The 26,191-nt window shown below is 73.9% G+C and carries 29 protein-coding genes; 13 read left to right on the top strand and 16 right to left on the bottom strand.

The window, feature by feature from the left end; translation table 11 throughout:
* Nucleotides 1–24: 24 nt before the first annotated feature.
* On the bottom strand, nt 25–1,407 hold the full coding sequence (locus SJY07_RS07700) for an MFS transporter (protein WP_380158188.1): 1,383 nt from the start codon (nt 1,405–1,407) through the stop codon (nt 25–27).
* A 33-nt stretch (nt 1,408–1,440) separates the two neighbouring features.
* On the bottom strand, nt 1,441–2,331 hold the full coding sequence (locus SJY07_RS07695; RefSeq protein WP_380158186.1) for a LysR family transcriptional regulator: 891 nt from the start codon (nt 2,329–2,331) through the stop codon (nt 1,441–1,443).
* A gap of 72 nt (nt 2,332–2,403) precedes the next feature.
* Here SJY07_RS07695 and SJY07_RS07690 point away from each other — a divergent pair, with 72 nt between their 5' ends.
* Nucleotides 2,404–3,360, top strand: a complete 957-nt coding sequence (locus SJY07_RS07690) for a DMT family transporter (RefSeq protein ID WP_380158184.1) — start codon at nt 2,404–2,406, stop codon at nt 3,358–3,360.
* Here the strand turns inward: SJY07_RS07690 and SJY07_RS07685 are convergent.
* Nucleotides 3,275–3,805, bottom strand: coding sequence for an N-acetyltransferase family protein (locus SJY07_RS07685; RefSeq protein ID WP_328294835.1), 531 nt, complete (start codon nt 3,803–3,805; stop codon nt 3,275–3,277). The genes SJY07_RS07690 and SJY07_RS07685 overlap by 86 nt on opposite strands.
* A gap of 39 nt (nt 3,806–3,844) precedes the next feature.
* On the opposite strand from SJY07_RS07685, the gene SJY07_RS07680 reads away from it, so the two are divergent.
* Nucleotides 3,845–4,411, top strand: coding sequence for a helix-turn-helix domain-containing protein (locus SJY07_RS07680; protein WP_380158182.1), 567 nt, complete (start codon nt 3,845–3,847; stop codon nt 4,409–4,411).
* A 16-nt stretch (nt 4,412–4,427) separates the two neighbouring features.
* A complete protein-coding gene (locus SJY07_RS07675) occupies nt 4,428–5,537 on the top strand; it encodes an adenosine deaminase (RefSeq protein ID WP_380158180.1) in 1,110 nt (369 codons plus the stop codon).
* Here the strand turns inward: SJY07_RS07675 and SJY07_RS07670 are convergent.
* Nucleotides 5,525–6,496, bottom strand: a complete 972-nt coding sequence (locus SJY07_RS07670) for a helix-turn-helix transcriptional regulator (protein ID WP_380158178.1) — start codon at nt 6,494–6,496, stop codon at nt 5,525–5,527. The two genes, SJY07_RS07675 and SJY07_RS07670, sit on opposite strands and share 13 nt — an antisense overlap.
* Before the next feature lie 61 nt (nt 6,497–6,557).
* Between SJY07_RS07670 and SJY07_RS07665 the strand changes: the two genes are divergently transcribed.
* Nucleotides 6,558–7,121, top strand: a complete 564-nt coding sequence (locus SJY07_RS07665) for a TIGR03086 family metal-binding protein (protein ID WP_380158176.1) — start codon at nt 6,558–6,560, stop codon at nt 7,119–7,121.
* A gap of 2 nt (nt 7,122–7,123) precedes the next feature.
* On the opposite strand, the gene rsgA is transcribed toward SJY07_RS07665, so the two are convergent.
* Nucleotides 7,124–8,209: a ribosome small subunit-dependent GTPase A gene (gene rsgA / locus SJY07_RS07660; protein WP_380158174.1), complete on the bottom strand. Its 1,086-nt coding sequence runs from the start codon at nt 8,207–8,209 to the stop codon at nt 7,124–7,126.
* Between the two features lie 56 nt (nt 8,210–8,265).
* A complete protein-coding gene (locus SJY07_RS07655) occupies nt 8,266–9,171 on the bottom strand; it encodes an NADP-dependent oxidoreductase (protein ID WP_380158172.1) in 906 nt (301 codons plus the stop codon).
* Between the two features lie 40 nt (nt 9,172–9,211).
* Here SJY07_RS07655 and SJY07_RS07650 point away from each other — a divergent pair, with 40 nt between their 5' ends.
* Complete coding sequence (locus tag SJY07_RS07650; protein ID WP_380158170.1) at nt 9,212–9,748, top strand: MarR family winged helix-turn-helix transcriptional regulator; 537 nt, start codon at nt 9,212–9,214, stop codon at nt 9,746–9,748.
* A gap of 9 nt (nt 9,749–9,757) precedes the next feature.
* Here the strand turns inward: SJY07_RS07650 and SJY07_RS07645 are convergent, their stop codons facing one another.
* The 3 genes from SJY07_RS07645 to SJY07_RS07635 form a co-directional block, all read right to left on the bottom strand.
* A complete protein-coding gene (locus tag SJY07_RS07645; protein ID WP_380158168.1) occupies nt 9,758–10,312 on the bottom strand; it encodes a CvpA family protein in 555 nt (184 codons plus the stop codon).
* Between the two features lie 69 nt (nt 10,313–10,381).
* Nucleotides 10,382–11,011: a hypothetical protein gene (locus SJY07_RS07640; protein WP_380158166.1), complete on the bottom strand. Its 630-nt coding sequence runs from the start codon at nt 11,009–11,011 to the stop codon at nt 10,382–10,384.
* Nucleotides 11,004–12,371 (bottom strand): aldehyde dehydrogenase family protein, encoded by a 1,368-nt coding sequence (locus SJY07_RS07635; RefSeq protein WP_328294845.1) that lies wholly within the window; start codon nt 12,369–12,371, stop codon nt 11,004–11,006. Before SJY07_RS07635 ends, SJY07_RS07640 begins: the two co-directional genes overlap by 8 nt.
* A gap of 80 nt (nt 12,372–12,451) precedes the next feature.
* Between SJY07_RS07635 and SJY07_RS07630 the strand changes: the two genes are divergently transcribed.
* On the top strand, nt 12,452–14,005 hold the full coding sequence (locus SJY07_RS07630; protein ID WP_380158163.1) for a PHP domain-containing protein: 1,554 nt from the start codon (nt 12,452–12,454) through the stop codon (nt 14,003–14,005).
* Nucleotide 14,006: 1 nt separating this feature from the next.
* On the opposite strand, the gene SJY07_RS07625 is transcribed toward SJY07_RS07630, so the two are convergent.
* Complete coding sequence (locus SJY07_RS07625; RefSeq protein ID WP_380158161.1) at nt 14,007–14,723, bottom strand: SDR family oxidoreductase; 717 nt, start codon at nt 14,721–14,723, stop codon at nt 14,007–14,009.
* Nucleotides 14,724–14,816: 93 nt separating this feature from the next.
* Here SJY07_RS07625 and SJY07_RS07620 point away from each other — a divergent pair, with 93 nt between their 5' ends.
* Nucleotides 14,817–15,665, top strand: a complete 849-nt coding sequence (locus SJY07_RS07620; RefSeq protein WP_380158159.1) for a LysR family transcriptional regulator — start codon at nt 14,817–14,819, stop codon at nt 15,663–15,665.
* A 4-nt stretch (nt 15,666–15,669) separates the two neighbouring features.
* Here the strand turns inward: SJY07_RS07620 and SJY07_RS07615 are convergent, their stop codons facing one another.
* The 3 genes from SJY07_RS07615 to SJY07_RS07605 are packed head-to-tail and all read right to left on the bottom strand — an operon-like array spanning nt 15,670 to nt 18,289.
* The gene (locus SJY07_RS07615; RefSeq protein WP_380158157.1) at nt 15,670–15,897 is read right to left on the bottom strand and encodes a helix-turn-helix domain-containing protein; all 228 of its coding nucleotides are present in this window, start codon (nt 15,895–15,897) and stop codon (nt 15,670–15,672) included.
* The gene (locus tag SJY07_RS07610) at nt 15,894–16,568 is read right to left on the bottom strand and encodes a hypothetical protein (protein ID WP_380158155.1); all 675 of its coding nucleotides are present in this window, start codon (nt 16,566–16,568) and stop codon (nt 15,894–15,896) included. Before SJY07_RS07610 ends, SJY07_RS07615 begins: the two co-directional genes overlap by 4 nt.
* A gap of 32 nt (nt 16,569–16,600) precedes the next feature.
* Nucleotides 16,601–18,289, bottom strand: a complete 1,689-nt coding sequence (locus tag SJY07_RS07605; protein ID WP_380158153.1) for a phospho-sugar mutase — start codon at nt 18,287–18,289, stop codon at nt 16,601–16,603.
* 38 nt (nt 18,290–18,327) lie between these two features.
* Between SJY07_RS07605 and SJY07_RS07600 the strand changes: the two genes are divergently transcribed.
* From SJY07_RS07600 to SJY07_RS07580, 5 genes are read left to right on the top strand one after another with little or no spacing between them, the layout of a single operon-like run.
* Nucleotides 18,328–19,338, top strand: coding sequence for a CobW family GTP-binding protein (locus SJY07_RS07600; protein WP_380158151.1), 1,011 nt, complete (start codon nt 18,328–18,330; stop codon nt 19,336–19,338).
* 3 nt (nt 19,339–19,341) lie between these two features.
* Entirely contained in the window at nt 19,342–19,875 is a 534-nt protein-coding gene (locus tag SJY07_RS07595) for a GrpB family protein (RefSeq protein ID WP_380158149.1), read from the top strand.
* Nucleotides 19,876–19,917: 42 nt separating this feature from the next.
* Nucleotides 19,918–20,466: an NUDIX domain-containing protein gene (locus SJY07_RS07590; protein WP_380158147.1), complete on the top strand. Its 549-nt coding sequence runs from the start codon at nt 19,918–19,920 to the stop codon at nt 20,464–20,466.
* A 10-nt stretch (nt 20,467–20,476) separates the two neighbouring features.
* Nucleotides 20,477–21,478, top strand: coding sequence for an ATP-binding cassette domain-containing protein (locus tag SJY07_RS07585; protein WP_328294855.1), 1,002 nt, complete (start codon nt 20,477–20,479; stop codon nt 21,476–21,478).
* A complete protein-coding gene (locus tag SJY07_RS07580; protein ID WP_380158144.1) occupies nt 21,475–22,275 on the top strand; it encodes an ABC transporter permease in 801 nt (266 codons plus the stop codon). Before SJY07_RS07585 ends, SJY07_RS07580 begins: the two co-directional genes overlap by 4 nt.
* Nucleotides 22,276–22,278: 3 nt before the next feature.
* On the opposite strand, the gene SJY07_RS07575 is transcribed toward SJY07_RS07580, so the two are convergent.
* The 3 genes from SJY07_RS07575 to SJY07_RS07565 form a co-directional block, all read right to left on the bottom strand.
* A complete protein-coding gene (locus SJY07_RS07575; protein WP_380158143.1) occupies nt 22,279–23,289 on the bottom strand; it encodes an alpha/beta hydrolase in 1,011 nt (336 codons plus the stop codon).
* Between the two features lie 96 nt (nt 23,290–23,385).
* Entirely contained in the window at nt 23,386–24,222 is an 837-nt protein-coding gene (locus SJY07_RS07570) for a purine-nucleoside phosphorylase (protein ID WP_328294858.1), read from the bottom strand.
* A 16-nt stretch (nt 24,223–24,238) separates the two neighbouring features.
* The gene (locus SJY07_RS07565) at nt 24,239–24,691 is read right to left on the bottom strand and encodes a gamma-glutamylcyclotransferase (protein ID WP_328294859.1); all 453 of its coding nucleotides are present in this window, start codon (nt 24,689–24,691) and stop codon (nt 24,239–24,241) included.
* Nucleotides 24,692–24,721: 30 nt separating this feature from the next.
* Here SJY07_RS07565 and SJY07_RS07560 point away from each other — a divergent pair, with 30 nt between their 5' ends.
* Nucleotides 24,722–26,161 (top strand): NAD(P)H-quinone dehydrogenase, encoded by a 1,440-nt coding sequence (locus SJY07_RS07560; protein ID WP_380158141.1) that lies wholly within the window; start codon nt 24,722–24,724, stop codon nt 26,159–26,161.
* The last annotated feature ends 30 nt before the right edge of the window (nt 26,162–26,191 follow it).

Raw genomic sequence — 26,191 nt, 5'->3', positions numbered from 1 at the left:
CACTGAGGAGGATCCGGTGCTGCGTCAGTGCGCTTCCTGTGAACCGTGCACCCGACGGGCGACGAGCAGGGCCACGACGGCGAAGACGACGCACACGGGCAGGGTCCCGGCGAACCCCGCCCACGCCGAGACGGCGCCCAGGGCGGCGAAGACCAGACCGGTCAAGGCCATCGCCGTGCCGCCGCCGGCGGCGTCGGAGATCGTCAGCGCCGCCGACCCCGCGCCCTCCTGGCCGGCGGGCGACTGCTCCAGCACGAGGACGGTGGTGCGGGGGAAACCCAGTCCCATCCCGGCCCCGGCGCAGGCCCAGCCCAGGGCGGACGCCACGCCGGCGACGACGTCCCCGGGGGTGACCGCGGCGACGACGGCCTGGACGACGACGCCGACCAGCAGCAGGACGGTGCCGATCCGGACGGCGCGCGCGTGCGGGAGCCGCTGCCCCAGGCGGCCCTGGACGGCCGAGGCCGAGGCCCAGGCGATCGCGGCGACGGTCAGCGTCGCCCCCGCGAGCCAGAGCGGGAGCCCGAACCTCTCGTGCAGCATCAGCGGCAGGTAGACCTCGGTGCTGAAGAACGTCGCGGCCAGCAGACCGCGCAGCAGCACCGTCGCGGGGAGTCCCCGGTGGGCCGTGAGGGTTCCCGGCGGCAACAGCGGGCGGACCGCGACGACCAGCACGCCGAGGGCGACCGCGGCGACCAGCCACCGCCAGGGACCGGTGGCCCCCGCGGAACTCACCGCCACGACGGCCACCGCCACCCCGGTGGCGGCGACGAAGCGACTGCGCGGCAACGGCTCCCGGGACCCTTCCGCGGCCGGGACCCGCAGCAGGGCGGGCAGCACCGCGGACGCGGCGACCAGCACGAGGACGAGGACGCCGGAGAACACCCACGGCCAGCCGAACGTCTGCGCCACCAGCGCGGCCAGGAACGGGCCGACGAGGGAGGGCAGCACCCACGCCGAGGCGAACGCCCCGAACACCGCCGGCCGCAACGCCGGGGGGAACACCAGGGCGACCGTCACGTACAGGGTCACGCTGATCCCGCCCGACCCGAGCCCCTGCAGGAACCGGGCCGCGACGAAGAACTCCATGGTCGGCGCCAGGGAGGCGGCCAGCAGCCCGGCGGCGAACACCGTGATCGCCGCCAGCAGCGGCTTCCCCGGGCCACGCCGGTCGGCCCATCCCCCGGCGGCGACCATCCCCAGGACGCTCGCCGCGAGCGTCGCGGCGAACGCCGTCGCGTACTCGCCGCGACCGCCCAGGTCGGCGCTCACGACGGGCATCACGGTGGTCACCGCGAGGCTCTCGAAGGCGGACAGGAACACCAGTGCCGTCGTCCCGAGGGTGGTGATCAGGTAGGTGCGGGAGAAGATCCCTGCGGTCGGGGTGGCGGTGGTGCTCGTGGTCACGTCGTCACGTTAGGTGCTCCAGCGCACTGGAGCTCAAGCGCTCCGGGTGGCCAGTCCGCGCAGGGCGTCGAGCACGGTCCCGACCCCGCGACGGGCCAGGGCCTCCGGGCGCAGCAGGGCGTCGATGCGCCGGTTGAGCGTGAGGTCGGCCAGGGGACGCAGGACCACCCCGGGTTCGACCCGCGAGGTCAGGGCCGGCAGCAGGGCCAGTGCGTCGCCCGAGGCCACGACCGCGGCCGACACGAAGAACTCGTTGATGCGGTGGACGACGTCGAGGGGTCGGCGGGCCGCCGCGGCGACGACGTCGAGCGCACCGGCCAGCGGGAAACCCTCGTGGACCGAGATCCACCGTTCGTCCGCGACGTCGGCGACGGTGAGCCGCTCGCGCCCGGCGAGGGGGTGGTCCGCCGCGAGCGCGACGTGCAGCGGTTCGGTGAGCAGCGGCACCACGCGCAGCCGCCGGGCCGGCCACGGCGGACCGGCCTCGGGACGGTGGGCGATGACGACGTCGTAGTCGGCGACGAGGCCCGGGAAGTCCTGCTGGGCGACGTCCTCGTCGGTGCAGCGCAGGGGTGGGGCACCGTTCAGCTCCCGCAGCAACGGGCCGAACCAGGCCAGCCCCACGGAGTTGAACGCGCAGACGGCGACCGGGGTGTCGAGGGACTCCAGGTGGTCCTCGACGGCGCGGTTCGCCCGGTCCAGGGCCGCGGCGACGTCCACCGCGGCCGCCGCGAGCGCCTCGCCCGCGGGGGTCAGGGCCAGCCGCCGGCCGCGCTTCTCGGTCAGGGGGGTCGGGCAGGTGCGTTGCAGCGCCGTCAGGTGCTGCGACACCGCCGACGGGGTGACGTGCAGCGCACGAGCCACCGCCACCAGGCTGCCCCGCTCGGAGAGCTCGCGCAGGATCGTCAGCTGACGCACGTCCATGAAGCGATGCTAAATCCTGGCGTGAGCAACTGGGGTCTGGACTGAACTGTTGCGACCACCGACCATCGACACGTGACACGTGATCGCCGGGTCGACCTGCTCCTGCTGGGGGTGGCCGTCGTCTGGGGCTCCAGCTACCTCGCCGCCAAGGTCCTCCTCGACGTCGCCGGGGTCCTGCCCCTGCTCGCGCTGCGCTACGCGGGGGCCGCGGTGGCGCTCGCCGTCGTCGTCGCCGTGACCCGCGCGCGGCTGGGGCGCGAGGAGCTGCGCTGCGGCGTCCTCCTCGGGCTCTCGCAGGCGGCGATCCTCGCGCTCGAGACCTACGGCGTCGCCGGGACGAGCGCGACCAACGCCGGTCTGCTGATCTCGCTGACGATCCTGCTCACCCCGGGGTTCGAGGGGATCGTGCGCCGCTCCTGGCTGCCGCCGGCGTTCTTCGCGGCGGCCCTGGTCGCCGTCGTGGGGGTCGCCCTGCTCGTCGGGGGCGGCGGGTTCCGGGTACCGAACCACGGCGACCTGCTCGTCCTGGCAGCCGCCGTGGTCCGGGCCGGGCACGTGACGGCCATCGGCCGGGTCACGCGCACCCGCGACCTGGACCTGCGGGCGCTCACGTTCGTGCAGACCGCGCTGGGGGCGGTGCTGTTCACGGTGCTGGACCCCGCCGGGCTCTTCCGTGCGGTGACGTACGCGTCGCCCGCGCAGTGGGTCGGCATCGCCTACCTCGCCCTGGGCTGCAGCGTGTTCGCCTTCTTGGCCCAGAGCTGGGCCGTGCGCCGGACGTCGGCGGCGCGGGCGAGTCTGCTGCTCGGCACCGAGCCCCTGTTCGCCGTGCTCGTGGGGGTCGTGCTCGGCGGTGAGCTGCTCGGCCCGCTCGGGGCGCTCGGGGCGGTGCTCATCCTCGCCGGGACGGCCTGGGGTCAGCGCGTGGAACGCCTCGCCCGGGTCAGGACAGCGGTTCCGGAACCCCCGCCGGGCCCGCACCCAGTGGTCGCTGCAGACGGACCACGTCCCACCACCGGTCGAGCTTGAACCCGATGCCCCGGAACGTGCCCACCTCCTCGAAGCCCAGCGCCCGGTGCAGGCCGAGGCTCGCCTCGTTGGGCAGCGTCACGCCGGCCACGAGCATCCGGAAACCCCGCGCCCGCAGCGTCGCGAACAGCTCGCCGTAGAGCGCCCGGCCGGCGCCGCTGCGGCGCAGGCCGGGCGCGAGGTAGACGCTCACCTCGCACGACCAGTCGTAGGCGGCCCGGGCGGCGTAGGGGGAGGCGTAGGCGTAGCCGGTCACCACCCCCGCGTCCTCGAGGACCAGCCAGGCGTGACGCTCCCGGTAGCTCTCGATCCGGTGCGCCACCTCGGCCGCGTCGGGGGGTTCCCGCTCGAAGGTGATCGCGGTGTCGCGGACGTAGGGCGCGTAGACGGCGGCGCAGGCCGCCGCGTCGGCGACGCTCGCAGGGCGGATCACACGCTCAGGCATGTGACGATCGTACGCACATCAGTGACTATGGTGTCCAGCATGGCTGACCCCTCGACGTCCCTCGCGGACTCCCTGGCCCGGACGGTGAGTTCGGTCCGCAGCGCCCGCGGGCTCTCGGTCGCGGCGCTCGCGGACGCGTCCGGGGTCTCCCGCGCGATGATCGCCAAGGTGGAACGCGGTGCGGCCCAACCGACCGCGGTCCTGCTGGGGCGACTGGCGGGGGCGCTGGGGCTGACGCTGTCGCAACTGGTCGCCTGCGCGGAGGGGGAGGAGCGCCAGGTCGCGCGCCGTGACGAGCAACCGGTCTGGACGGACCCGGCCACCGGCTACGTCCGGCGCGCGGTCACCCCCGGCACGGGCGGACCGCTGGAACTCATCGAGGTGGACCTGCCGCCGGGGGCGCGGATCGGGTTCCCGGCCGCCACCTACGCCGGCACCCACCACCAGGTCTGGGTCCTCGCCGGCCGGTTGCGGTTCGAGGAGGGCCCTCAGGTCCACGACCTCGGCCCCGGGGACTGCCTGCGACTCGGGCCGGCGCAGGACTGCGCCTACGTCAACGACTCCGACGACGCGTGCCGCTACCTGGTCTGCCTGGTCCGTGCGTGACTGGCACGATCGGGGGGTGAGCACTCCCGAGAGCACCACCCCCCCGACCATCGAGCGCCTCCGCGCCCTGCCGAAGGTGTCGCTGCACGACCACCTCGACGGCGGGCTGCGGCCCGCGACCATCGTCGAGATCGCCGCCGCGAACGGGCACCGGCTGCCGACCACCGACCCCGAGGAACTCGGCGCCTGGTTCCGCGACGCCGCGGACTCCGGGACGCTGGTCCGCTACCTCGAGACCTTCGACCACACCGTCGCCGTCATGCAGGACGCCGAGTCGCTGGCCCGGGTCGCGACCGAGGCCGTCCTCGACCTCGCCGCCGACGGCGTCGTCTACGGCGAGCTGCGCTACGCCCCCGAGCAGCACCTGCAGGGCGGCCTGAGTCTCGACGAGGTCGTCGTCGCCGTCGAGGAGGGCATGCGCCGCGGTGAGCAGCTCGCCGCCGAGGCGGGCACGCCGATCCGGGTCGGCACCCTCGTCACCGCCATGCGGCACGCCGACCGCGGCCTCGAGATCGCCGAACTCGCCCTGCGCCACCGCGACGCCGGTGTCGTCGGTTTCGACATCGCCGGGGCCGAGATCGGGTTCCCGCCCTCGAACCACCTCGCGGCCTTCGACCGGCTGCACGCCGAGAACTTCCCGGTCACCATCCACGCCGGTGAGGCGTTCGGCCTGCCGAGCATCGCCGACGCGGTCCACCCCTGCGGTGCCGAACGCATCGGGCACGGGGTCCGGATCATCGAGGACGTCGAACTCGGGGAGGGACGCGACCGGTTCGGCCTGCCCGTGGCGAAGCTCGGCCGCCTCGCGACCTGGGTCCGCGACCGCGGGATCGTCCTGGAACTCTGCCCGTCCTCCAACGTGCAGACGGGGGCCGCGACCAGCGTCGCGGACCACCCCGTCACCGTGCTCAAGGACCTCGGGTTCTCGATCAGCGTGAACACCGACAACCGGCTGATGTCCGGGACGTCCCTGTCGAAGGAGTTCGCCCTGCTCGTCGACGAGGCCGGCTGGGACCTCGCCGACGTAGAACGCGCCACGATCACGGCGCTGTCCGCCTCCTTCCTGCCCTTCCCGGAACGTCTCGCGATCGCGAGCGACGTGATCCGCCCCGCCTACTCGGCCTGAGCTCCGGGGTCGCCGTAGCGTTCGAGCACGTCGCGGGCCGTCCGCACGAGGTCCGCGACGAGTTCGGCGGGTTCCAGCACGTGGACCGTCGTCCCGAGTCCCAGCAGCACCGCCCGGGCGGCCGGCAGGGCCCGGAAGGTCGCGGTGATCTCGACCTCCTCGCCGTGGGCGACGACCCGGGGTTCGTCGAGCAGCTGGGCGTCGGCAATGCGCAGCAGCAGGCCGGCGTCCCCGGCGGCGACCCGCATCCGGACGGGAGTTCCCGAGGTGTCGTGCCGCTCGACCTCGGCGCGCAGCCGCGCCCAGACCGCCGCGAGTTCCGGGAGGTCGTCGGCGACGGTGTCGTCGAGGAGCTCGACGTCGAGGACGCGGTCCACCCGGAACAACCGTTCCCCGTCCGCCACCTTCCCCACCAGGTACCAGACCCCACCCTTGGCGACCAGGCCGAGGGGATCGAGGGTGCGGGCGCTCGTCCGGGTCGCCCCCGCCGAGCGGTAGCGCATCCGGATCCGGCGCGCCGAGAACACCGCCTCCTGCAGTTCCGCCAGGTGCGGGTGGTCGCGCTGGCGTGAACGCCACCCGCCGGGTTCCACGAGGATCCGTGTCGCCGCGCGGCGGAAGGGTTCCCGACGGCCCTCCGGGGTGGCGGCCAGGAGTTTCCGGACGGCCGACTCCCAGGCCCCGCGCTGGGGATCACCCGTTCCCGAGGCACCGGAGAACAACGCCCGCGCCTCCGCGGTGGTGAAACCCGAGACGTCCGTGCGCCAGTTCGGCATCAACGCGATCCCGCCGCCGCGGCCGCGTTCGGTCCAGACGGGGACGCCCGCGCTCGAGAGGGCCTCGACGTCGCGCAGGATCGTGCGCACCGAGACCTCGAGGCGGGTGGAGAGGTCGGGGGCGGACATCCGCCCGTGCGTCTGCAGCAGGAAGAGCAGCGAGAGCAGTCGGTCGGCGCGCACCCGGTGAGGATGTCACCAGAACACGACAGGAGGTGTCATGTTCAGGGGGGAACCTCGAGGCGTGACCACAGACCCCAGAGACGACCTGTTCCGCGCCGCCGACCTCGCCGGCGACCTCCTCGAGACCGTGCGTGCGGAGGACCACCACCTGAGGACGCCCTGCGCCGAGTGGTCGGTGCTCGACCTCGTGGGCCACCTGGTGGCCGTGACCCGCCGGGTCGCCCACATCGGCCGCGGTGGACTACCGGGCGACCTGGCGACGATGGCCTCCGGCGAACCCGCGCAGGGGTGGGGTCCCGCCTACCGGGCGGGGGTCGCGGAGATGCGGACGGTCTGGGCCGACGACGCGCTCCTGACGAGGACGGTGACCCACCCCGCCGGGCCGATGCCGGGCGGTGCCGCCGCGACGGTGTACGTCCAGGAGTTCGCGACCCACGCTGGCGACCTGGCCGTCGCGATCGGGCGCACCGACCTGCTCGACGAGGAACTGGCGGAGACGGCCCTGGCGGACTCGATGCGCTTCGTGCCCCGCGACCGGACGGGTTTCCCGTTCGGGGACCCCGTCGAGGTTCCCGCCGACGCCCCGGCCCACGTCCGTCTCGCCGCCTGGCTCGGTCGGGGCTGAGGTCAGGAGTGGTGGCGGTCGCGGGTGGCCTTGACGAGCTTCTTCCACTCCTTGCGGCGTTCCGCGGCGAGGCGGTGGTCGGTCCGGGAGGCGAACCACGCCTGCTCCCGTTCCAGCCTGCGGTAGCTGTCGAGCCGCCGCTGCTCGAACACCCCCGCGTCGATCGCCGACAGCACCGCGCACCCGGGTTCGTTCGTGTGCGAGCAGTCGGAGAACCGGCAGTCCACCGCGACCTCGTCGAGGTCGGCGAACGTCCGTTCCAGCCCGTCGCCGAGTTCCGCGACGCCGAGGGTGCGCAACCCGGGGGTGTCGACGAGGACGAGACCCCCGGGCAGCGGGACGAGTTCCCGGGTCACCGTCGTGTGCCGCCCCTTGCCGTCCACGGACCGGACGGCCCCCACCGCGAAACGTTCCTCACCGAGCAGGGCGTTGGCCAGGGTCGACTTCCCCGCGCCGGAGGACCCGAGGAGGACGACGGTTCCCCGGAGGTGGTCGCGCAGGGCCTCGACGCTGGCCGGGTCGGTGGAACTCACCGCGACGACCTCGGCGCCCACGGCGTCGCCGCGGACGGTGGTGAGGGTCTCCGCGAGCTCCCCCTGTTCCAGGAGGTCGGACTTGGTGAGGGCGACGACGGGGCGTGCCCCGGAGTTCCACGCGAGGGCGAGGAAACGCTCCACCCGACCGAGGGAGAGGCGGGAGTCGGCGCCGATGGCGACCACGACGGTGTCGACGTTCGCGGCGAGCTGGTGGTCGACCGACCGTCCGGTGACCGAGGCGCGGGCGAGCACGGTGCGCCGCGGGAGGACGCCCAGCACCCGGGGACCCTCCGGGGCGTCCAGCACCAACCCCACCCAGTCGCCGGTCGTGGGGGCCGGGACCAGGTGCCCCGGGGGAGTCTCCACCCGTTGCGGGCCGAGCGGGGTCTCCACGTCGCAGGCGCCGCGGTGCACGCGGACGACACGGGCGGGCAGCAGGTGCTGCCCGTCGTGGGTGGTCACCGCGCGGAAGGAGTTCCACCGGTCGTCCCAGTCCTCGTCCCAGCCGAGGCGGGCGAGGGGGTCGCCGGGGTGTTCGTCGGGTTCGGGCACGCGAGCAGGCTAGGTTCCGCGGCCCGGGGGCGGCGACGGGTTTTCGGAGGGGTTCCTCAGAGGGTGACGACGGCGCGTCCGCGCAACCTCCCGGCCTCGCCGTCGGCGTGCACGGCGGCCAGTTCGGCCAGCGGTCGACGGGTGGAGACGTCGACGGAGAGTTCCCCTGCGTCGACGGCCCGGACGAGTTCGGTCAGCTGGGCGGTGTCGTTGCGGACGTAGAGGATCCGCCAGTGCACGTCGCGGGCCTCGTCGTCGGTGAGGGGGAGCGGGGGAGCGCTGACGGCCCGCCCGCCGTCACGGACGAGGTCGGTCAGTCGGCTGAGTTCCGCGGGGTCGCCGGAGACGTTGTTGAACACCAGGTCGACGGGTCCGGTGAGGCCGTCGGCGAGGGAGGTGGTCGTGTAGTCGATGACCTCGTCCGCACCGGCGGCGAGCACGGCGGCCCGGCTGCGGGGGCTCGCGGTGGCGATCACGTGCGCACCGGCCCGCTTCGCGAGCTGGACCGCGAACCCGCCGACCCCACCGCCGGCCCCGTTGACCAGCACCCGCTGCCCGGCCTGCAGCCCGCCGTGGTCGAACAGACCCTGGAACGCGGTGAGCCCGGCGACGGGCAGGGCGGCGGCGTCGGTCAGCGGGATCGAGCGCGGTGCCGCGACCAGCAGGTCCTCGGGGACGGCCGCGAACTCCGCCGCGCCGCCGCCGACGGGGACGCCGAGGAAGGCGATGACGTCCTGGCCGGTGTCCTCGACGGTGCCGGCGAGGTCGAGCCCCGGGGTGTACGGCAGGTCCACGGGGATCAGCTCGGTCATGTACCCGGCGCGGATGGCGCCGTCGACGGCGTTGAACGTGGTGGCGGCGACCCGGACGAGGACCTCACCGTCGGCGGGGACGGGGCGGTCGACCTCCTCGACCCGCAGGGTGTCGGCGGTTCCGTACCGGGTGATGCGAACGGCGCGCATGAGCTCTCCTCCATCGACAGGTGCTCCGAATTCGAAGCACATGCCGAGAGTACGACTGCTTCGAATTCGACGCAAGTACCCTGAGGGGGTGGACCGCGGACTGAGTGAGCAGCAACTGGCGACCTACTTCGCCCTGACCGAGGTCGGGAACCTGCTCGAGCAGGCCGTCACGGCCCAGCTCCGCGCCGACGGGGACCTCAGCCCCGTCCAGTTCCAGATCCTCGCGACCCTCGGCACCAGTCCGTCGACGGATCACCGCATGACCGACCTCGCCGACCGGATCGTCTACAGCCGCAGCGGGTTCACCTACCAGGCCGGGCAGCTCGAGAAGCGCGGTCTCATCGAGCGGAAACCCTCGCCGCACGACGAGCGCAGCACCGTCGTCACCCTCACCGCCGCCGGGCGCGACGTGCTCGCGACGGTCATGCCCGGCCACGTCGACGTCGTGCGCGGCCTCCTCTTCGAGGACGTCCCGCAACGCGACCTCGACGCCCTCCAGCGCGTCCTCGGCCCCGTCCGGGACCGGCTGCGGCAGGCTCCGCCGCGCTCGGCCCGGTCCCGTCGCGCGCGGGGGTGACCGCCGGGGTCAGCGGGGACCCGGTCCGCCCATCGGTCCGCCCAGCGTGGTGCCGACCGCGGTGACGACGGGGTCGAGCACGTGCCGGCCCACCTGCTCGAGCGACTGACGCAGACCGTCACCGGGCGACCCGGGACCGCCGGTCCACGGCGTCCCGTGACCGGGCACCAGCGGGAGGAGCGGGAGGAGCACGGCGCAGAGCACGACGGCCAGCCCGCCACGCACCACGGCCCCGGCCACCCGGTCCAGGACCCTCAGGTGCACCGCGCCCAGGGCCCGCGCCAGTCCGGTACCCACGGCGGCGCCCAGTGACGCCCCGACGACGGCCAGCACGAGCACCGTGCCGATCGAGAGGATCACGGCGTCCCCGCCGGTCTGCGGCCAGCGCGCCTGGATCCGGGCGGCCACCTCGACGCCGGTGACGGCGCCGACCGCCACGCCGAGCAGGGCGAGGACCGGGCGGGAGGCACCCCGGCGCCACCCCGACCGGGCGGCGAGCACGACGAGGAGCACCGCGAGGAGGACGGGGAGGAGGGGTGCGAGGCGTTCGGGGGTGAGGTCCACGTGCCGACGGTAGGCACGGGAGGTCGCCGTCGTCGCCCTTCCGCCGGTAACTTCAGGGTCCGCTCAGGGTCACACCGGAACGGTGGCCCCCGAGAAGAGGGCCGCGACGAGGTCCAGGTCGGCCAGGTCGGCCAGCGCCGCCGGGGACAGCGGCGGCAGGACCCGGGTCCCGGCCTCTGCGCAGGCCAGGCGCAGGTCAGCGTCGTAGTCGGCCGCCGCCGCCCGGGCGTCCAGCAGCGTCACCGTCGTCGCCAGCCTGCGCACCGTGTCGGGGTCCCGGGCGACGAGGGTCACCGCGCTCGGCGGGAACTCGGCCGCGACCACGTCGACCAGCGCCCGGACGGCCGCCGACTCGTGCGCGACGACGCAGCGGGCGCCCGCCGCCAGGGCCGAGCAGATCGCGCGGGCGGCGCCGAGGAACTCCGCCGGCGCCAGGATCGCCACCGGCGGTGGCCGGCGGTCGATGGCCACGGGCAGCACCAGGTCGAGCTTGTCGGCCCACCCGGCCCAGCGCACGATCGTGTCCACGCAGCCGTCGACCTGGGTTACCGCCTCGGAGATCCCGCACCGGTGGGCCCGCCGGACCTGCTCGACGAACCTGTTCCGCCCGGTCTCGACCTCGGCCGCGGCGCCCAGCAGGGCGCGTCCGCGGCGAGCGGCGCTGTGGGAGGGATCAGGACTGAACGGCGCTTCACCCACGGCAGGCCCGGAGGAGGTCCAGCGCGTCCCGGCGCGGGTCCGGCGGTGCCGGGACGTCCGTGCCCAGGGAGCCGCCCCAGACGGTGACGGATCCGGCCCCTCCGAGGTGGGGCAGCACGTCGGCCGGCGAGCGGATGGTCCGCACCCCCAGGACGGGTCCCGGCGGTGGCCACGCGCTGTGCCGGCCGAGCGTGACGACCCCCGGCGGGGTCCACCAGCCGGCCTCGGGCAGCCCGGACGGCAGGGCGCTGTCCAGGGCCTCGTGACCGGCGCGGGCCAGGTGCGGGCTCGGGACGGGGCCGATCGCCGTCGCCCGGTCCAGCGGGTGCCCGGTGCGCAGCCGCGCGACGACGGGCGCCACCCGGGCCACCAGCGCGTCGGCCACGGTGCGGGCCACGACCACCCGCGACCCGCCGGGCCGTTCGTGGGCGCCGCCGACGGCCGCGGCGACGAGCGCGGCCATCACCTCCTCCAGGTCCGCCTCCGGCAGGACGACGTCGACGTGCGGCGCGTCGAGGCGTTGCAGCAGAGGCGTTCCGGCGTGGGCGAGGGCGATGCCCACGCTGCGCAGGTCGTCGAGGGAGCCGTCGGCGCGGACCGCCACGAGGTCCTCGTGCGCCCACAACCGGGCGTCGGTGGCCTGGTCCGCCCCGGGCGCGACCCGGACCAGACCGTGCGGGACACCCGCCTCCTCCACGAGCCGGACGAGCTGCCGGGCGCTCGCCGCCGCGGCCGGCCGGGCCCGCAGGACGACACCGCAGCCGGTCGCCAGCCCCGCCACGATCGCGGTCAGGGCGTCGGCGGTGCTGGTCCGCCAGGTCGTCAGCACCCCGACGACACCCCCGCCGGGACGGTGGGCGGCGCCGACGGCCTCCAGCTTGTCCGCCCAGCCGGCGGCGGAGAAGGCGGCGGCGTGCGCGGCCGGGGCGTCGAGGGTGTACCCGGCCGCGACGGGACGCCCCGTGGTGAGGGCCGCGGTCACGGCGAGCGCGCGGACGTGGTCGGCGAGGACGTCGGCGATGGCGAAGAGGAAGCGCGCCCGGTCCTCCGCCGACAACCAGGCCCAGTCGCTGCGGCTGGTCGCGGCCGTGTCGGAGACGATGCGCTGCACCAGGTCCGGTGGGGTGTCCTCGACCGAGAGCAGGCGTTCCCCGGTGGTCGGGGCGAGCACCTCGAGCAGGGGGCCGGTGCCGGAACCCCCGGCGGGGCCGTCGGCGACGACGAGGTCGGGGACGACGTCGGGCAGGTCGGTCGACGGCTCGCCGGACCGCGGGGTGGAGGGTCCGGTGGTGGACACCCGCAACGGGGACTCCCGCGGGGCACCCAGTCCCACGACAGCTTCCGGTAGCGAAGTGCTCACGATCAGTGAGTCTACTGAGGTTCCTGTGCCGGGAGAGGGTCGTTCGAGCACTCCGTCCCCCGACTGGCAGGCTGGGGCCCGTGCTCTCCGACGAACCGCACTCCCACGCGCCGTCCCCGCTGCCGCCCGATCCGGTCAGTTCCGACGGCGACGACCGGGACTTCGCCTGGTACGCCGGAGACCACCACATCCACACCACCTTCTCCCGCGACGCCATGTACTCCGTGGACGACCAGGTCCGCCGGGCGCACGAGTGCGGGCTGGACTGGATGGTCATCACCGACCACGGCGGCCCCGACCACGCCAAGCAGTCCGTCGCGCTGCAGACCCCGCTGATCGCGCAGGCCCGCCGGCGCCACCCCGTCCTGGTCTTCCAGGGCATGGAGTGGAACATCCCGGGCGCCGAGCACGCGACGTTCATCGCCCCTGAGCACGTGGACACCCCCGACCTGCTGCAGCGCTTCGAACGCGCCTTCGACGGCGACGTCCTCGGGGCGCGGCAGAACCCCGGCGGGCCGCGGCTGATCGAGGACTCCGTCCACCCCGGCCCGGAGGCGGAACAGGTCGGTCTCGACGCCCTCGCCTGGCTGGTCGAGGAACTGCGGACCGGGACCGTCGGCGAGGCCCTCGTGCTCTCGAACCATCCCATGCGGACCGGTCGGGTCACCCCGTCGAAGGTGCGCGGCTGGCGCGACGCGGCGCCCGGGGTGTTCATCGGCTGGGAGGGCGCACCCGGTCACCAGGCCGCGGCGCTGCCCGCCCCGCTCGGACGCGGGCGGGGACGCGGTCAGTACGACGAACGTCCCGGGAAGTGGTCCTTCCCCGGCTACGACCTCGACCAGTACCGGACGTGGGGCGGGTTCGACGCCGCCACCGCCCGGATGGGCGGGTTGTGGGACTCGCTGCTGGCCGAGGGGCTGCCGTGGTGGATCACCGCGAACTCCGACAACCACTTCGACATCGGCGACACCGTCCGGGTCGGGAACCTCTCGCACGAGCACTACCGCGAACACGGTTCCCGCGGGGAACCCGTCGAGACCGGGGTCGTGCAGCACGGTTACGTCGACTTCGCGCCGGGTTTCTACTCCCGGACCTGCGTGGGTTCCGCCTCCCGGGACTACCGGTCGGTGATGGCCGCACTGCGGTCCGGGCGGGTCTTCGTCGTGCACGGCGGGTTGGTGAAGGCCGTCGAGGGACGGGTGCGCACCGGCCCCGGGCCGGGGGTCACGTTCGGGGCGCGGACGACGGTCGAACGCGGCGGGGACGTCGAGGTGGAACTGGTCGTCGACCCCGCGACCGAGGCGAACGGCAGCGGCGCGGTACCGCGCTCGGCCCGTTGGGACGTCATCGTGGGAACCGTCACCGGACGGGTGGCCGACGTCGACCGCGACCTGTTCGAGGCCCCGGGAACCCGGGTGGTCGAGAGTTTCGAGGTCCCCGCCTCGGCGACCGGGCGCCAGGTGTTCCGCACCGTCCTGCGCGGTGTCGCCGACCCGCTCTACGTCCGGTTCCGCGGCAGCGACGGGAACCACGCGCAGGACGACGGTCACCCGCGGGTGGACCGCATCGGGGACTCCGACCCGTGGGACGACCTGTGGTGCTACACGAACCCGGTGTTCGTCGACGTGCGCTGACTCACCAGGGGACCTCGCCCTCGTCGTCGAAGAAAACACCGCTCGGGCCGCCGTCGGGCAGGGTCGCGAGCCGGACCGGGGTGGCGGCCCCCTCGGCCGGGCTGCGGCCGTGGAAACCCGTGAAGTCGGTCGCGACCAGCCCCGGGCAGGCGGCGTTGACCAGGATCCCGGTGCCCTCCAGTTGCCGGGCGTACTGCACGGTGATCGCGTTCAGGAAGCTCTTCGACGGCGCGTAGGCGGCCATCACCGGTCCGGTCCGACGCGTCAGCGAACCCATGCTGCTGGAGGTGTTCACGATCCGGGGGGACGGGGCCCGGCGCAGCAGGGGCAGCAGGGCGTTCGTCACCCGGACGGTGCCGTAGACGTTCACGTCGACCACGGCCCGGACGGCGTCGAGGTCGAGCGTCGTCGGGTCCTGGGTCCAGTCGGGGGCGTACGGACCGGAGATCCCGGAGTTGTTCACGAGGACGTCGAGGCGGCCCTCCTGCCGTTGCAGGAGGTCCGCCGCCGCGGCGACGCTCGCGTCGTCGGTGACGTCCAGGGGGACGCCGAACGCGTCCGCGCCGTCGGCCCGGAGCTTCGCCACGGCCGTCCCGAGGCGTTCCGGGTCCCGGGCCCCGACGCCCACCCGGAAGCCGAGGGCGCCCAGCCCTGCCGCGATCTCGTAGCCGATGCCCTTGTTCGCGCCGGTGACCAGCGCGGTCTTCTTCTCACTCATGTGCTCGATGGTCGGTCGGGGTTCCCGTGCCGGTCCAACACCGATCGGGTGGTCCGTCATACCTTCCGGGTATCACGGTCGTAGGCTGTCGTGGTGGACACGTTGGAGACCCGGGAGTTGCGGTACTTCGTCGCCGTGGCGGAGGACCTGCACTTCGGTCGGGCCGCGCAACGCCTCGGCATCGCGCAACCGCCGCTCTCACGGGCCATCCAGCAGCTCGAACGCCGCCTCGGGGTCCGCCTGCTGGAACGCGACCGGCAGGGGGTCAGCCTGACCGACGCCGGGTCGGTGCTGCTGGTCGAGGGCCGCGCGACGCTGGAGGCCGCGAGCGCCGCGGCCCGCCGGACGCGGCGGGCGGTCGCGCAGCGGGGGACGCTCGTCCTCACGGTCAAGGCCGCCGGTTCGCACGAACTGCTGCGGAAGGTCCTCGACGCCTACGCGGCCGAACCGGGCGCCGTCGCCGTCGAGGTCCTGCCGAGCGGGTTGTGCGACCAGGCGCAGATGCTGCGCGACGGCCGCGCCGACGTGGCGTTGCTGCACACCCCGTTCAACTCCCTCGCGGGTTTCGACAGCGAGCAGCTCTCGAGCGAGGGGCAGGTCGCGATCCTCCCCGCCACGAACCCCCTCGCGTCGCGGAGCTCGGTCACGGTGGCCGAGGTCTCCGACCTCCCCGGCCTGCCGATGGCCCGCTGGCCGCAGCGTGACGGCTCGTTCCTCCCCGGTCCCGGGCCGGCGATCAGCGACGTGTCCCAGCTCGCCCAGCTGATCGCCCTGGGCCGGACCGTCGCGGTGTTCCCGGAGTCGGCGCGTTCGTGGTTGTGGGCCGAGCACCGGGCGGTTCCCGTCGTGGACGCGCCGGTGGTCGGGACCCACATCGCGTGGCCCGCGCACAGTTCCTCCCTCGCGGTGGCGGCTCTGGTGCGGTCCGCGCTCGGGCGCTGACGTCTCACGGGTTCCGGACGCTGAAGACGTCGCCGGGTTGACAGCGCAGGACGTCGCAGATCGCGGTGAGGGTGGAGAACCGGACCGCGCGGGCCCGGTCGTTCTTGAGGACCGAGAGGTTCACCACGGTCACCCCGACCCGCGCGGCGAGTTCGGCCAGCGTCATCCCGCGCTCGGCGAGGAGGCGGTCGAGGTGGCAGACGACGCGGTGGTACTGGTCTTCGTCCGTCACACCAGGCCGACCACGTCGTCCTGCAGGGAACGGCCCTGGCGCAGGGCGCCGGCCAGCAGCAGCAGGAGCGCCACGAACAGGAGGGAGGAGTGGAGTGGCCAGCCCCACGACGGGCCGAAGTCGGCGTTGGCCCTGAGGCGGTGCAGGGCGAGGTCGAGGGCCAACGGCGGCAGCAGTGGGACGACGTGGGTCGAGACCAGGAGGGCGAGAGCCATCCGGCGCAACCACCGGGGGTTCTTGCTGTGGAAGGGGTTCCCGTCGGCGAACGCGCGCAGCAGGAACGCACCCCACAGCGCGCCGAAGCCCACGCAGACCGTGAGCAGGTCCTCCCGAGCGGTGACCAGGCCGCGCTCGACGCGGGTGAGCTGGACGGTGGCGGTCCACCCCGTCCCGGTGGAGGTGGCGTCGACCGTCATCCCGGTGCGGACCGTGGTGGGGTTGATCAGGGCACCGTCGGCGGCCGTTGCCGAGTCCGATCGCTCCACCCGGATCGGGAAGGACTCCTGCCCCGGCCCGCTGCCGAACGCGCTGAGCACCCCCAGCAGGCCGAACACCACGCACAGCAACCCGATCCGCTGAGCGAAGAACGCGCAGAGCCGGATCACGTGGGGGCACAGGTGCACCCCGAAGCGCTGCGCCACCTGCGGGGCCATCGACAGTCGATACGTCACGCCGTGAGCATGGCACATCGAGAATCGATGTGTCAGTCGATCGCGACGACCGCCCGGACGTCCGCCGTCACCGCGGACAACCGCTCGCGGGCGGCGGCCCGGACCACGCCGAGTTCCCCGGCGTCCCCGTCCGTCACGGCGGCCACGACCTCGCAGTAGGCCTTGAGCTTCGGCTCGGTCCCGCTCGGGCGCACCACGACCCGGGTGCCGTCGGCGGTGCGGAAGCGGAGCCCGTCCGTGGGCGGCAGTCCGTCGAGACCGTCCGCGAGGTCCTCGACGCTGGTCACCGGCGAACCGCCGAGGCTCGTGGGCGGCGCGGCGCGCAGCCTCGCCATGGTGGCCGGGATGAGGGAGAGGTCCTCGACGCGGATCGTCACCGGAGCGGTCAGGTGGACCCCGTCGGCGCGGTCGAGGTCGGCCAGGACGTCGTGCAGGGTCCGGCCCGCCGCGAGTTCCCGACGGACGATCCCGGCGACGAGCAGCGAGGCGGAGATCCCGTCCTTGTCCCGGACGACCTCCGGGGCGACGCAGTAGCCGATCGCCTCCTCGTAGCCGAAGGTGAGGTCCGGGACGCGGGCGATCCACTTGAACCCCGTCAGGGCGGACGCGAAGCGCGCGCCGCGGCGTTCGGCGACGGCGGTCAGGGCCTGGGAACTCACCACCGAGCAGGCCAGGACCGCGCCGGGGGCGACGAGTTCGTCCCCCAGCACCCGGCCGAGGTCGTCGCCGCTCAGCGTCGTGAACCCCTCGGGCCCGGGGACGGCCACGCAGCAGCGGTCGGCGTCGGGGTCCACGGCCAGCACGACGTCCGCGCCCAGCCGCTGCGCCAGGGCGACCGCGCGGTCGAGCGCGCCGGCCTCCTCGGGGTTGGGGAAGGGCACGGTCGGGAACTCCGGATCGGGGTCGGCCTGCTCCGGGACCACGTGGACGTCGTGGAAGCCGTTGCGTCGCAGAGCCTCCAGCAGCACCGGACCGCCGACGCCGTGCATCGGGGTGACGACGATCCGCGGGTCCCGCCCCGGCGCCGGCCGCACCGCGTCGGTGATCGCGGCGAGGTAGTCCTCGACGACCTCCTCACCGAGCACCGTCCACCCCTGCGTGGCCAGGGGGAGGTCGCGCAGCGGTCCGACGGCGGCGATGCAGGCGGCGATCTCGGCGTCGGCCGGCGGCACGATCTGCACCCCCCGGCCTTCCTCGGGGGCGGCCCGACCGCCGAGGTAGACCTTGTAGCCGTTGTCCCGGGCGGGGTTGTGGCTCGCCGTGACCATGACGCCGGCGTCGGCGGCGTAGCGGCGCACGGCGAAGGCCAGCAGCGGCGTCGGCAGCGGCCGGGGCAGCAGCAGGACCTCGCAGCCGGCCGCGGTGAGGACGGCGGCGGAGTCGTCGGCGAACTCGCGCGAGCCGTGGCGGGCGTCGAGCCCGATCACGACGCGGGGGCGTTCGAAGCGCTGGGTCGACCAGGCCCCCAGGCCCGCGGCCGCCCGCTGCACCACGGCCCGGTTCATCCGGTGCTCCCCGGCGGCGACGACCCCGCGCAGTCCGGCGGTCCCGAACTCCAGGGGCCCGCTGAACCGGTCCGCGAGTTCCTGCCCGGCCTCGGCGTCGCCGGTCGTCGCCGCGCTCAGCAACGCCTCCAGGGCGGCGCGGTCACGGGCTTCGGGATCGTCCTCGATCCAGGTCCGGACGCGGTCGTGCAGGGTCTGCGACGGGTCGGCGTTCACCCCCTCACCCTACGAGGACCCCGTGCGACGATGGCCGGGTGAGCACTCCCGTGGTCGTACTCGCCGGGTTCCTCGGAGCGGGCAAGACCACGGTCCTCAACCAGTTGCTGCGCTCGGCCACCGACGTCCGGCTCGGGGTCGTCGTCAACGACTTCGGCGCCGTGGGCATCGACGCCCTCCTCGTGGCCGGCTGGGCCGACAGCACGGTGTCGCTGGAGAACGGGTGCCTGTGCTGCTCCACCGACGACGGGACCATCGACGAGCTGCTGACCCGGCTGACGGCCCCGCGTCCGGGGGCGGGCCTGGACGCCGTCGTCATCGAGGCGAGCGGGGTCGCGGAACCCGCCGCGATGGTCCGCCAGGTGCTGAGCAGTTCCGTGCCCGGGGTGAGGTACGGCGGGCTCGTCGTCGTGGTCGACGCCGTGGAGTTCGAGGCCACCCGGCTGCGGCACGCCGAACTCGACGACCACGTCGCCATGGCGGACGTCGTGCTGCTCACCAAGACCGACCTGGTGTCCCCGGAGGCGGCGGCGCGCGTCGCCGAGGTGTGCCGGGGGCTCAACGCGTGGGCGCCCGTCGTCCCCGCCGCGCGCGGCCGGATGGACGCGCGGTTGCTCTTCGAGCAGCGCCCCCGCGAACAGCGGCAGCTGACCCTCGGGGAACTGGTCGAGGAGCACGAGCACACCGACCACCTGCACACGATGTACGACGCCCTGGAGTTCCGCAGCGCCGCCCCGCTGGACCCGCGCCGGTTCGTGGAGTTCCTCGCCGCTCGCCCGTCCGGGGTCTTCCGGATGAAGGGTTTCCTGCGGTTCGCCGTCGAGGGTTTCCCGCAGCGCTACCTGCTGCACACCGTCGGGGCGGCGGTGCGGTTCGAACGGGGCGGCTGGCCGCGGGGCTCGGACCGGGCGAGCGAACTCGTGCTCATCGGTGCGGGGTTGGACGCCGACACCCTGCTGGCCGATCTGCAGGCGTGCGTGCACGACGGGCCGCCGCTCGACGACGAGATGGCGATGATGGGGGTCCTGCGGGACACCGAGGGGGTGTAGCGGGTGACGCTGGGGCTGCGCGACGGGGAGGTCGAGCTGGTTCCCCACTCCGCGGCGTGGATCAGGGCGGGTCGGGTCGAGGGCGACCGGCTGCGGGTGGCGCTGCGACGCTGGACCCGGCGGGTGGAGCACGTGGGCAGCACGTCCGTCCCGGGTCTGGTCGCGAAACCCGTCATCGACCTCTGCGTCGGTGTCGCGGAACTCCGGGCCGCGGACGAGATGGTGGAGGTCATGGCCTCGCTGGGCTACGACTACCCCGGCGACGTGGGGATCCCGGACGACCGCGTCTTCGGGCGGGAGCCCGGGTGGCGGACCCACCTCGTCCACGTCGTCGTGGAGGGAGGCCCCGCCTGGCGGGCCTACCTCGGGTTCCGGGACGCCCTACGGTCCGATGCCGTTCTCCGGGACGAGTACGCGGCGCTCAAGCACCGCCTCGCCCTCGACCACGCCGGCGACAGGTTCGCGTACACGCAGCGGAAGTCGGAGTTCGTGGCGCGCGCGCTCTCGGGCGGCGCGTCGCCGGACTCCGCACCCTGACCGGCGATCATCGCGTCGGAGGTCGGTGAGAGGGTCGCCGCCGTGGTCGACGATCCCCGTGGCAGGTTCAGCGTGCCGCTCGCGGTGCAGGCCCTGGTGCTCGACGGGACCCGGGTGCTGCTCGCGCGGCGGCGCGGTTCGGGATACCACGACGGCGAGCTCGGGCTGCCCGCCGGCCACGTCGACGGTGGTGAACCGGTGCGGGCCGCGCTGGTCCGCGAGGTGGCCGAGGAGGTCTGCCTGCGGGTCGACCCCGCGGACGCCCGGCTGGTCCTCACCGCGCACCTGGCCCCGGAACGCCCGGGGGACCGGGAGTACCTGCACACGTTCTTCGCGGTCCGCCGCTGGTCGGGGGACCCGAGGATCGGCGAACCGGACAAGTGCGACGAGCTGCGCTGGGCCGACGTCGACGACCTCCCCACCGACACCGTGGACCACGTCGCGGCGGCGATCGCGGCCTGGCGGGCCGGGGAGACGCTGCTGGAACGGGGGTGGTCGGGCGATGAGTTCCCACCGCGGCCCGGGTCGGGACGTCGGACGGATCGGAACGGCGAGGCAAAGGACGGGCGTGGTGTCGGTGGTCTCTCCTAGGGTCGGGGACATGTCGGTGAGCGGTCCAGCAGCAGTCACGGGGTCAGCGGTCAGCGCCCGCGGTCTGGTCAAGCGGTACGGGGACGTCACGGCGCTGGCGGGGGTGGACCTCGACGTGCCCGAGGGCACGGTCCTCGCGCTGCTCGGGCCGAACGGCGCCGGCAAGACGACGACGGTGCGCGTCCTCACGACGCTGCTCGTCCCCGACGAGGGGAGCGCGACCGTGGCCGGGGTGGACGTCCTGCGCGACCCGCGCGAGGTCCGCCGCCGCATCGGGCTGTCCGGGCAGTACGCGGCGGTCGACGAGAACCTGACCGGGTTCGAGAACCTGGACATGGTGGGCCGGCTCTACCACCTGGGCCGCAAGCGGTCCCGCGAACGGGCGAACGAGCTCCTCGAGCAGTTCCGGTTGAGCGACGCGGCGAACCGGGTGGCCAAGACCTACTCCGGGGGGATGCGTCGTCGTCTCGACCTGGCCGGGGCGCTCGTCGCCCAGCCCCCGGTGCTGTTCCTCGACGAGCCGACGACGGGTCTGGACCCACGCTCGCGCAACGACATGTGGGAGCTGCTGACCCAGATGGTCCAGGGCGGGACGACCCTGCTGCTGACGACGCAGTACCTGGAGGAGGCCGAACGCCTCGCCGACGACATCGTGGTCATCGACCACGGCCGCGTCATCGCCCGCGGCACGGCCGACGAGCTCAAGACGCAGGTCGGCGGTCAGCGGGTCGAGGTCGTCGTCGCGGTCGACGCCGAGGTCGAGACCACGGTGGAGGTCCTGCGGCCGGTCGCGGTGGGGGAGATCCAGGTCGAACGACGCGCCCGCCGGGTGACCGTCCCGGTCAGCGGGGGCACCCCCGCCCTCGTGGACGCGCTGCGACGGCTCGAGGCGGTGGGGGTCGTCCCGCTCGACGCCGGGCTGCGGCGGCCGACCCTGGACGACGTCTTCCTCACCCTCACCGGCAAACCCGCCGAGGAACTCGCCGACGAGCACGAGGAGCAGAACGCATGAGCTCGCTGGGCATGGCTCTGGCCGACGGATCCGTCGTCGCCAAGCGCAACCTCATCAAGATCAAGCGGATCCCCGACCTGCTGGTCGGGACCCTCATCTCCCCGATCATGTTCATCCTGCTGTTCGGGTACGTCTTCGGCGGGGCGATCGAGGTCCCGGGCATCAACTACCGGGAGTTCCTCGTCCCCGGGATCTTCGCCCAGACGGTCATCTTCGGGGCCACCATCACGGGCGCGGGGTTGGCCGACGACATGCAGAAGGGGATCATCGAACGGTTCCGCTCGCTGCCCATGGCCCAGTCGGCCGTGCTGGTGGGGCGGACGTCCTCCGACGTGGTGACCAACGTGATCGTCACCGTCATCATGTCCCTGACGGGGTTGATCATCGGCTGGCGGATCCGGACGTCGTTCCTGGACGCCGTGGTCGGCTACGCGCTGCTCCTGCTGTTCGCCTACGCGATCTCGTGGTGCATGGCGATGCTCGGGTTGCTGATCCGCACCCCCGAGGCGTTCAACAACCTGACGTTCATCACGATCTTCCCGGTCACGTTCCTCACCAACGGCTTCGTGCCCATCGAGAGCTACCCCCCGGTCCTGCGCCACATCGCCGAGTGGAACCCGGTGTCGACGTTGGTGCAGTCGGCGCGGGAGCGGTTCGGCAACGTGGGGCCCGGCGCGGAACCCTCGTCGTGGGCGCTGCAGCACGCGGAGCTCTACACCCTGGCCTGGATCGTCGTCATCCTCGTCGTGTTCGTCCCGCTGGCGACGCGTCAGTACAAGCGGGCCGCCGCGCGCTGACGCTCAGGACGGCGTGGGCCCGCTCAGGTGCCGGCTGAAGAACGCGAAGACCTGGGGCATCACGGCCTTGAACGACGTGGTCAGGTGCTGCCCGCCCTGCTGCAGGGAGACCTCGGCGGTGGCGGGCGGGCGGAGGAGCTGCGCGAACCGCTGGGCCCGGGTGACGTCGTCCGGGCTGGCGGTCCCGGCCAGCAGCAGCACCGGGAAACCCGCCCTGCCCTGCGCGGCGAGGGCGGTGGGGTAGAGCGCCTGGACCGCGGGGTCCTTGCGCTGGGGCAGGTTCGTCTCCATGTCGAAGTACCCGGCGATGCTGACGACGGCCCCGTAGTCCTCCGGGTGGCGCAACGCGATGGCCGCCGCGCAGTAGGCCCCCGACGACGCGCCCGCCGTGCCCCACCCGCGACCCGGGGCCGTGACGCGGAAGTCGTCGCGCACCATGGTCGGGACGTCGGTGTCGAGGAACGTCCCGACGGCGGGCTCACCCGGCAGGTCGGTGCACTCGGTGTCGAGGTCCTTCGAGACCTGCATCTCCGGCATGACGAGGACGAACGGCAGGACGGAACCGTTCGCCGACCCCGTCCGGACGACGTCCAGCGCCGAGTACGAGCGGTCGGTCCAGTTGTTGTAGGAGGCGCCGTCGCCCCCCGGGTAGAGGAAGAGCACCGGGAAGTCGGAGTGGGCGTAGCGGGGGTCGTCGTACTGCGGTGGGGTCCACACCCACACCGTCATCGTCACCCCGGACCGCGCGCCGACCAGGACGGTCTGGCGGACCTGGCCGTCGCCGAAGTCCTTGCCGGTGAACTGCTGCGCGTCGGCCACGTGCGGGTTCGCCGGGGACGTCGCCGAGGCACTGGCGGTGGAGGACGTCGACGCACCGGTGGTGGAGGCCGACGGCGAGCCTGGCGGGTCCGCTCGACCGGTCCCACCGCCGCCGCACCCCGTCACCAGCAGGAGGGCCGCGAGCGCCGAGGCCGGGCCGAGGCGGCGGGGGAGGACGGGGGAGGACGGGAGCACCCCCTGATCCTCCCGGCTCCCGCCGACGGGAGGGGTGCCCACGCGGGTCTGCACCCGAGGTCCACGGAACCCACGCGGTCCCCGCGCCGGAGGGGGTCAGAGCAGCGGCACGACCCCGGCCAGCAGGGCGGCGCAGCGACCGGCGGCGTCCCGCCCGGCCTGCAGCACCTCCTCGTGCGAGAGCGGCTGGTCGGAGACCCCCGCGGCGAGGTTGGTGACCAGGGAGAGGCCCAGGACCTCCATCCCCGCGTGCCGGGCCGCGATGGCCTCCAGCGCCGTGGACATGCCGACCAGTTGCGCCCCGAGGACCCCGGCCATCCGCACCTCGGCGGGCGTCTCGTACTGCGGCCCGCGGAACTGGGCGTAGACGCCCTCGGCGAGGTCCGGGTCGACCGTGCGCGCGACCCCGCGCAGCCGGGTGGAGTAGAGGTCCGTCAGGTCGACGAACGTCGGACCCTCCAGCGGCGAGGCGCCGGTGAAGTTCAGGTGGTCCGAGATCAGGACCGGCGAACCGGCCGGGATCGCCGGGTCGAGCCCACCGCAGCCGTTGGTGAGCACGATCGTGCGGCAGCCCGCGGCCGCGGCGACCCGGACGCCGTGGGCGACGGCGCGCACCCCGTGACCCTCGTAGAAGTGCGACCGGGGCAGGACCAGGGCCCGCAGCGGGGTCCCCCCGGGGCGGGCGACCGACACCGAGCGGACCGTCCCCGCGTGCCCGACAACGGCCGGCGGCAGGAACCCGGGGAGGTCGGTGGCGGGCAACGTCGCCACGACCTCACCCAGCTGGTCGGCCGCGGCCGACCAGCCCGATCCGAGGATCAGGGCCACGTCGTGACGCCCGACCCCGCTGAGCTCGGCGAGGGTCGCGGCCGTCTCCTCCGCGAGGGCGAAGGGGTCGTGCTCAGCGGCGTCAGGGGCGGCGATCGAGGTCACACGCCCCACCCTAGGGTCAGGCGTCGTTGGACCGGCAGGGGCGCGCACGCAGGCTGAGGACGTAGTCGTGCGGGGCACCACCGGCCTCCGCGGCGTCGGCGAGGCGCCCGAGGTAACGCGCCGTCGGCAGCCCGCCCTCGTAGTCGTCGATCGCGTAGGTCCAGGCGACGACGTCCCCGTCGAGGGTCTTGACCCGGACGCGGATCTTGCGGAAGAGCCCCAGGTCCATCCCCTCCTTCGCGTCGAGACGGGCCTCGTCGGCGTCGGTCACGTCGTAGAGGGCGACGTAGACCTGGTCCCCGGGGGCTTCGACGACCGTCGCGAGCGGTCCCTCCCAGCTGCGGTCGTCGCCGCCGAAGGTCAGACGCCAGTCCAGCAGCCACCCCGTGGAACGCAGGGGGGAGTGCGGAGCCTTCTGCATCATGGCTTCGGGATCGAGGTTGGTCGCGTACGCGGCGTAGGCGGGCACGGAGTGAAAGGGTAGGGGACCATGGCGTCTGTGAGTCCCACCAGCGCGTCCCCGATCAACCAGGCGACCCGCGTCGCGATCCTCGGCGGTGGTCCCGGCGGCTACGAGGCGGCCCTCGTCGCGGCCCAGCTGGGCGCCGACGTCACCGTCGTCGAGCGCGACGGCCTCGGTGGTTCCACCGTCCTCACCGACGTCGTGCCCTCCAAGACGCTCATCGCCACGGCCGAGCTGATGGCCAGCGTGGCGGGTGCCGCCGAGCTCGGGGTCCGCTTCCCCGGCGGCAGCACCCCCGACTCCGAACCCGCCGGCGCGGTGACCGTCGACCTCGCCCGCGTGCACGCCCGCGTCAAGGCGCTGGCCTCCGCGCAGTCAGCGGACGTGCGGGCCCGGCTGGAGAAGGAGGGCGTCACGCTGCTCTCCGGCGCCGGTGCCCTCGACGGGCCGAACGCGGTGGTCGTGAGCGACGGCGAGGACGCGGGCGCGCGGGTGGAGGCCGACGTCGTGCTCGTCTCCGTCGGCGCCCGGCCGCGGACGCTGCCCGACGCCGAACCGGACGGGGAACGGATCCTCACCTGGAAGCAGGTCTACGACCTCACCGAACTCCCCGAGCACCTGATCGTCGTCGGCTCCGGGGTCACCGGTGCCGAGTTCGCGAACGCCTACGACGCCCTCGGGGCGCACGTCACCCTCATCTCCTCCCGCGACCGGGTGCTGCCGGGGGAGGACGCCGACGCCGCCGAGGTCCTCGAGAGCGTGTTCCGCCGCCGCGGCATGGACGTCATGTCGCGCTCGCGGGCCGCGAAGGTGGAACGCCACGGCGACTCCGTGATCGTGACCCTCGCCGACGGCCGCACCGTCGAGGGGTCGCACTGCATCGTCGCGGTCGGGGCGATCCCGAACACCGCCGGGCTCGGGCTGGAGGAGGCCGGGGTCTGGACGAGCGAATCGGGTCACATCGACGTCGACAAGGTGTCGCGCACCTCGGCCCGCGGCGTCTACGCCGCCGGCGACTGCACCGGGGTGTTCCCGCTCGCCTCGGTCGCGGCCATGCAGGGCCGCATCGCGATGTGGCACGCGCTCGGCGACACCGTCGCCCCGCTGAAGCTCCGTTCGGTCGCCTCCACGGTGTTCACCTCGCCGGAGATCGCGACGGTCGGCTGGACCCAGGCGCAGATCGACTCCGGGGAGGCGCAGGGCGAGATCGTGAAGCTCCCGCTCGCCACCAACGCCCGCGCCAAGATGCTCGGCATCCACGACGGGTTCGTGAAGCTGTTCTGCCGCACCGGGTCCGGCACCGTCATCGGCGGGGTCGTCGTCGCGCCGCGGGCCAGCGAACTCATCTTCCCGGTGACCCTCGCCGTCGAGAAGCGGCTCAACGTCGACGACGTCGCGCACGCCTTCACGATCTACCCCTCGCTCACGGGTTCGCTCGCCGAGGCTGCGCGGCAGCTGCACGTGATGGGGGAGTAGCGGACGCACCTCACCGCGGAACTCCCCGGC

The sequence above is a fragment of the Kineococcus sp. R86509 genome (assembly GCF_042466365.1).
Taxonomy (GTDB): domain Bacteria; phylum Actinomycetota; class Actinomycetes; order Actinomycetales; family Kineococcaceae; genus Kineococcus.
The sequence above is the reverse complement of the archived record's forward strand: the minus strand, read 5'-3'. Positions and strand labels throughout refer to the sequence as shown.

What these genes read in the sequence shown, in the direction of transcription:
- SJY07_RS07695 (WP_380158186.1), bottom strand. Translation starts at nt 2,331, where the DNA reads ATGGACGTGCGTCAGCTGACGATCCTGCGCGAGCTCTCCGAGCGGGGC.
- SJY07_RS07685 (WP_328294835.1), bottom strand. Translation starts at nt 3,805, where the DNA reads ATGCCTGAGCGTGTGATCCGCCCTGCGAGCGTCGCCGACGCGGCGGCC.
- SJY07_RS07680 (WP_380158182.1), top strand. Translation starts at nt 3,845, where the DNA reads ATGGCTGACCCCTCGACGTCCCTCGCGGACTCCCTGGCCCGGACGGTG.
- SJY07_RS07655 (WP_380158172.1), bottom strand. Translation starts at nt 9,171, where the DNA reads ATGCGCGCCGTTCGCATCACCCGGTACGGAACCGCCGACACCCTGCGG.
- SJY07_RS07650 (WP_380158170.1), top strand. Translation starts at nt 9,212, where the DNA reads ATGCCGAGAGTACGACTGCTTCGAATTCGACGCAAGTACCCTGAGGGG.
- SJY07_RS07625 (WP_380158161.1), bottom strand. Translation starts at nt 14,723, where the DNA reads ATGAGTGAGAAGAAGACCGCGCTGGTCACCGGCGCGAACAAGGGCATC.
- SJY07_RS07585 (WP_328294855.1), top strand. Translation starts at nt 20,477, where the DNA reads ATGTCGGTGAGCGGTCCAGCAGCAGTCACGGGGTCAGCGGTCAGCGCC.
- SJY07_RS07580 (WP_380158144.1), top strand. Translation starts at nt 21,475, where the DNA reads ATGAGCTCGCTGGGCATGGCTCTGGCCGACGGATCCGTCGTCGCCAAG.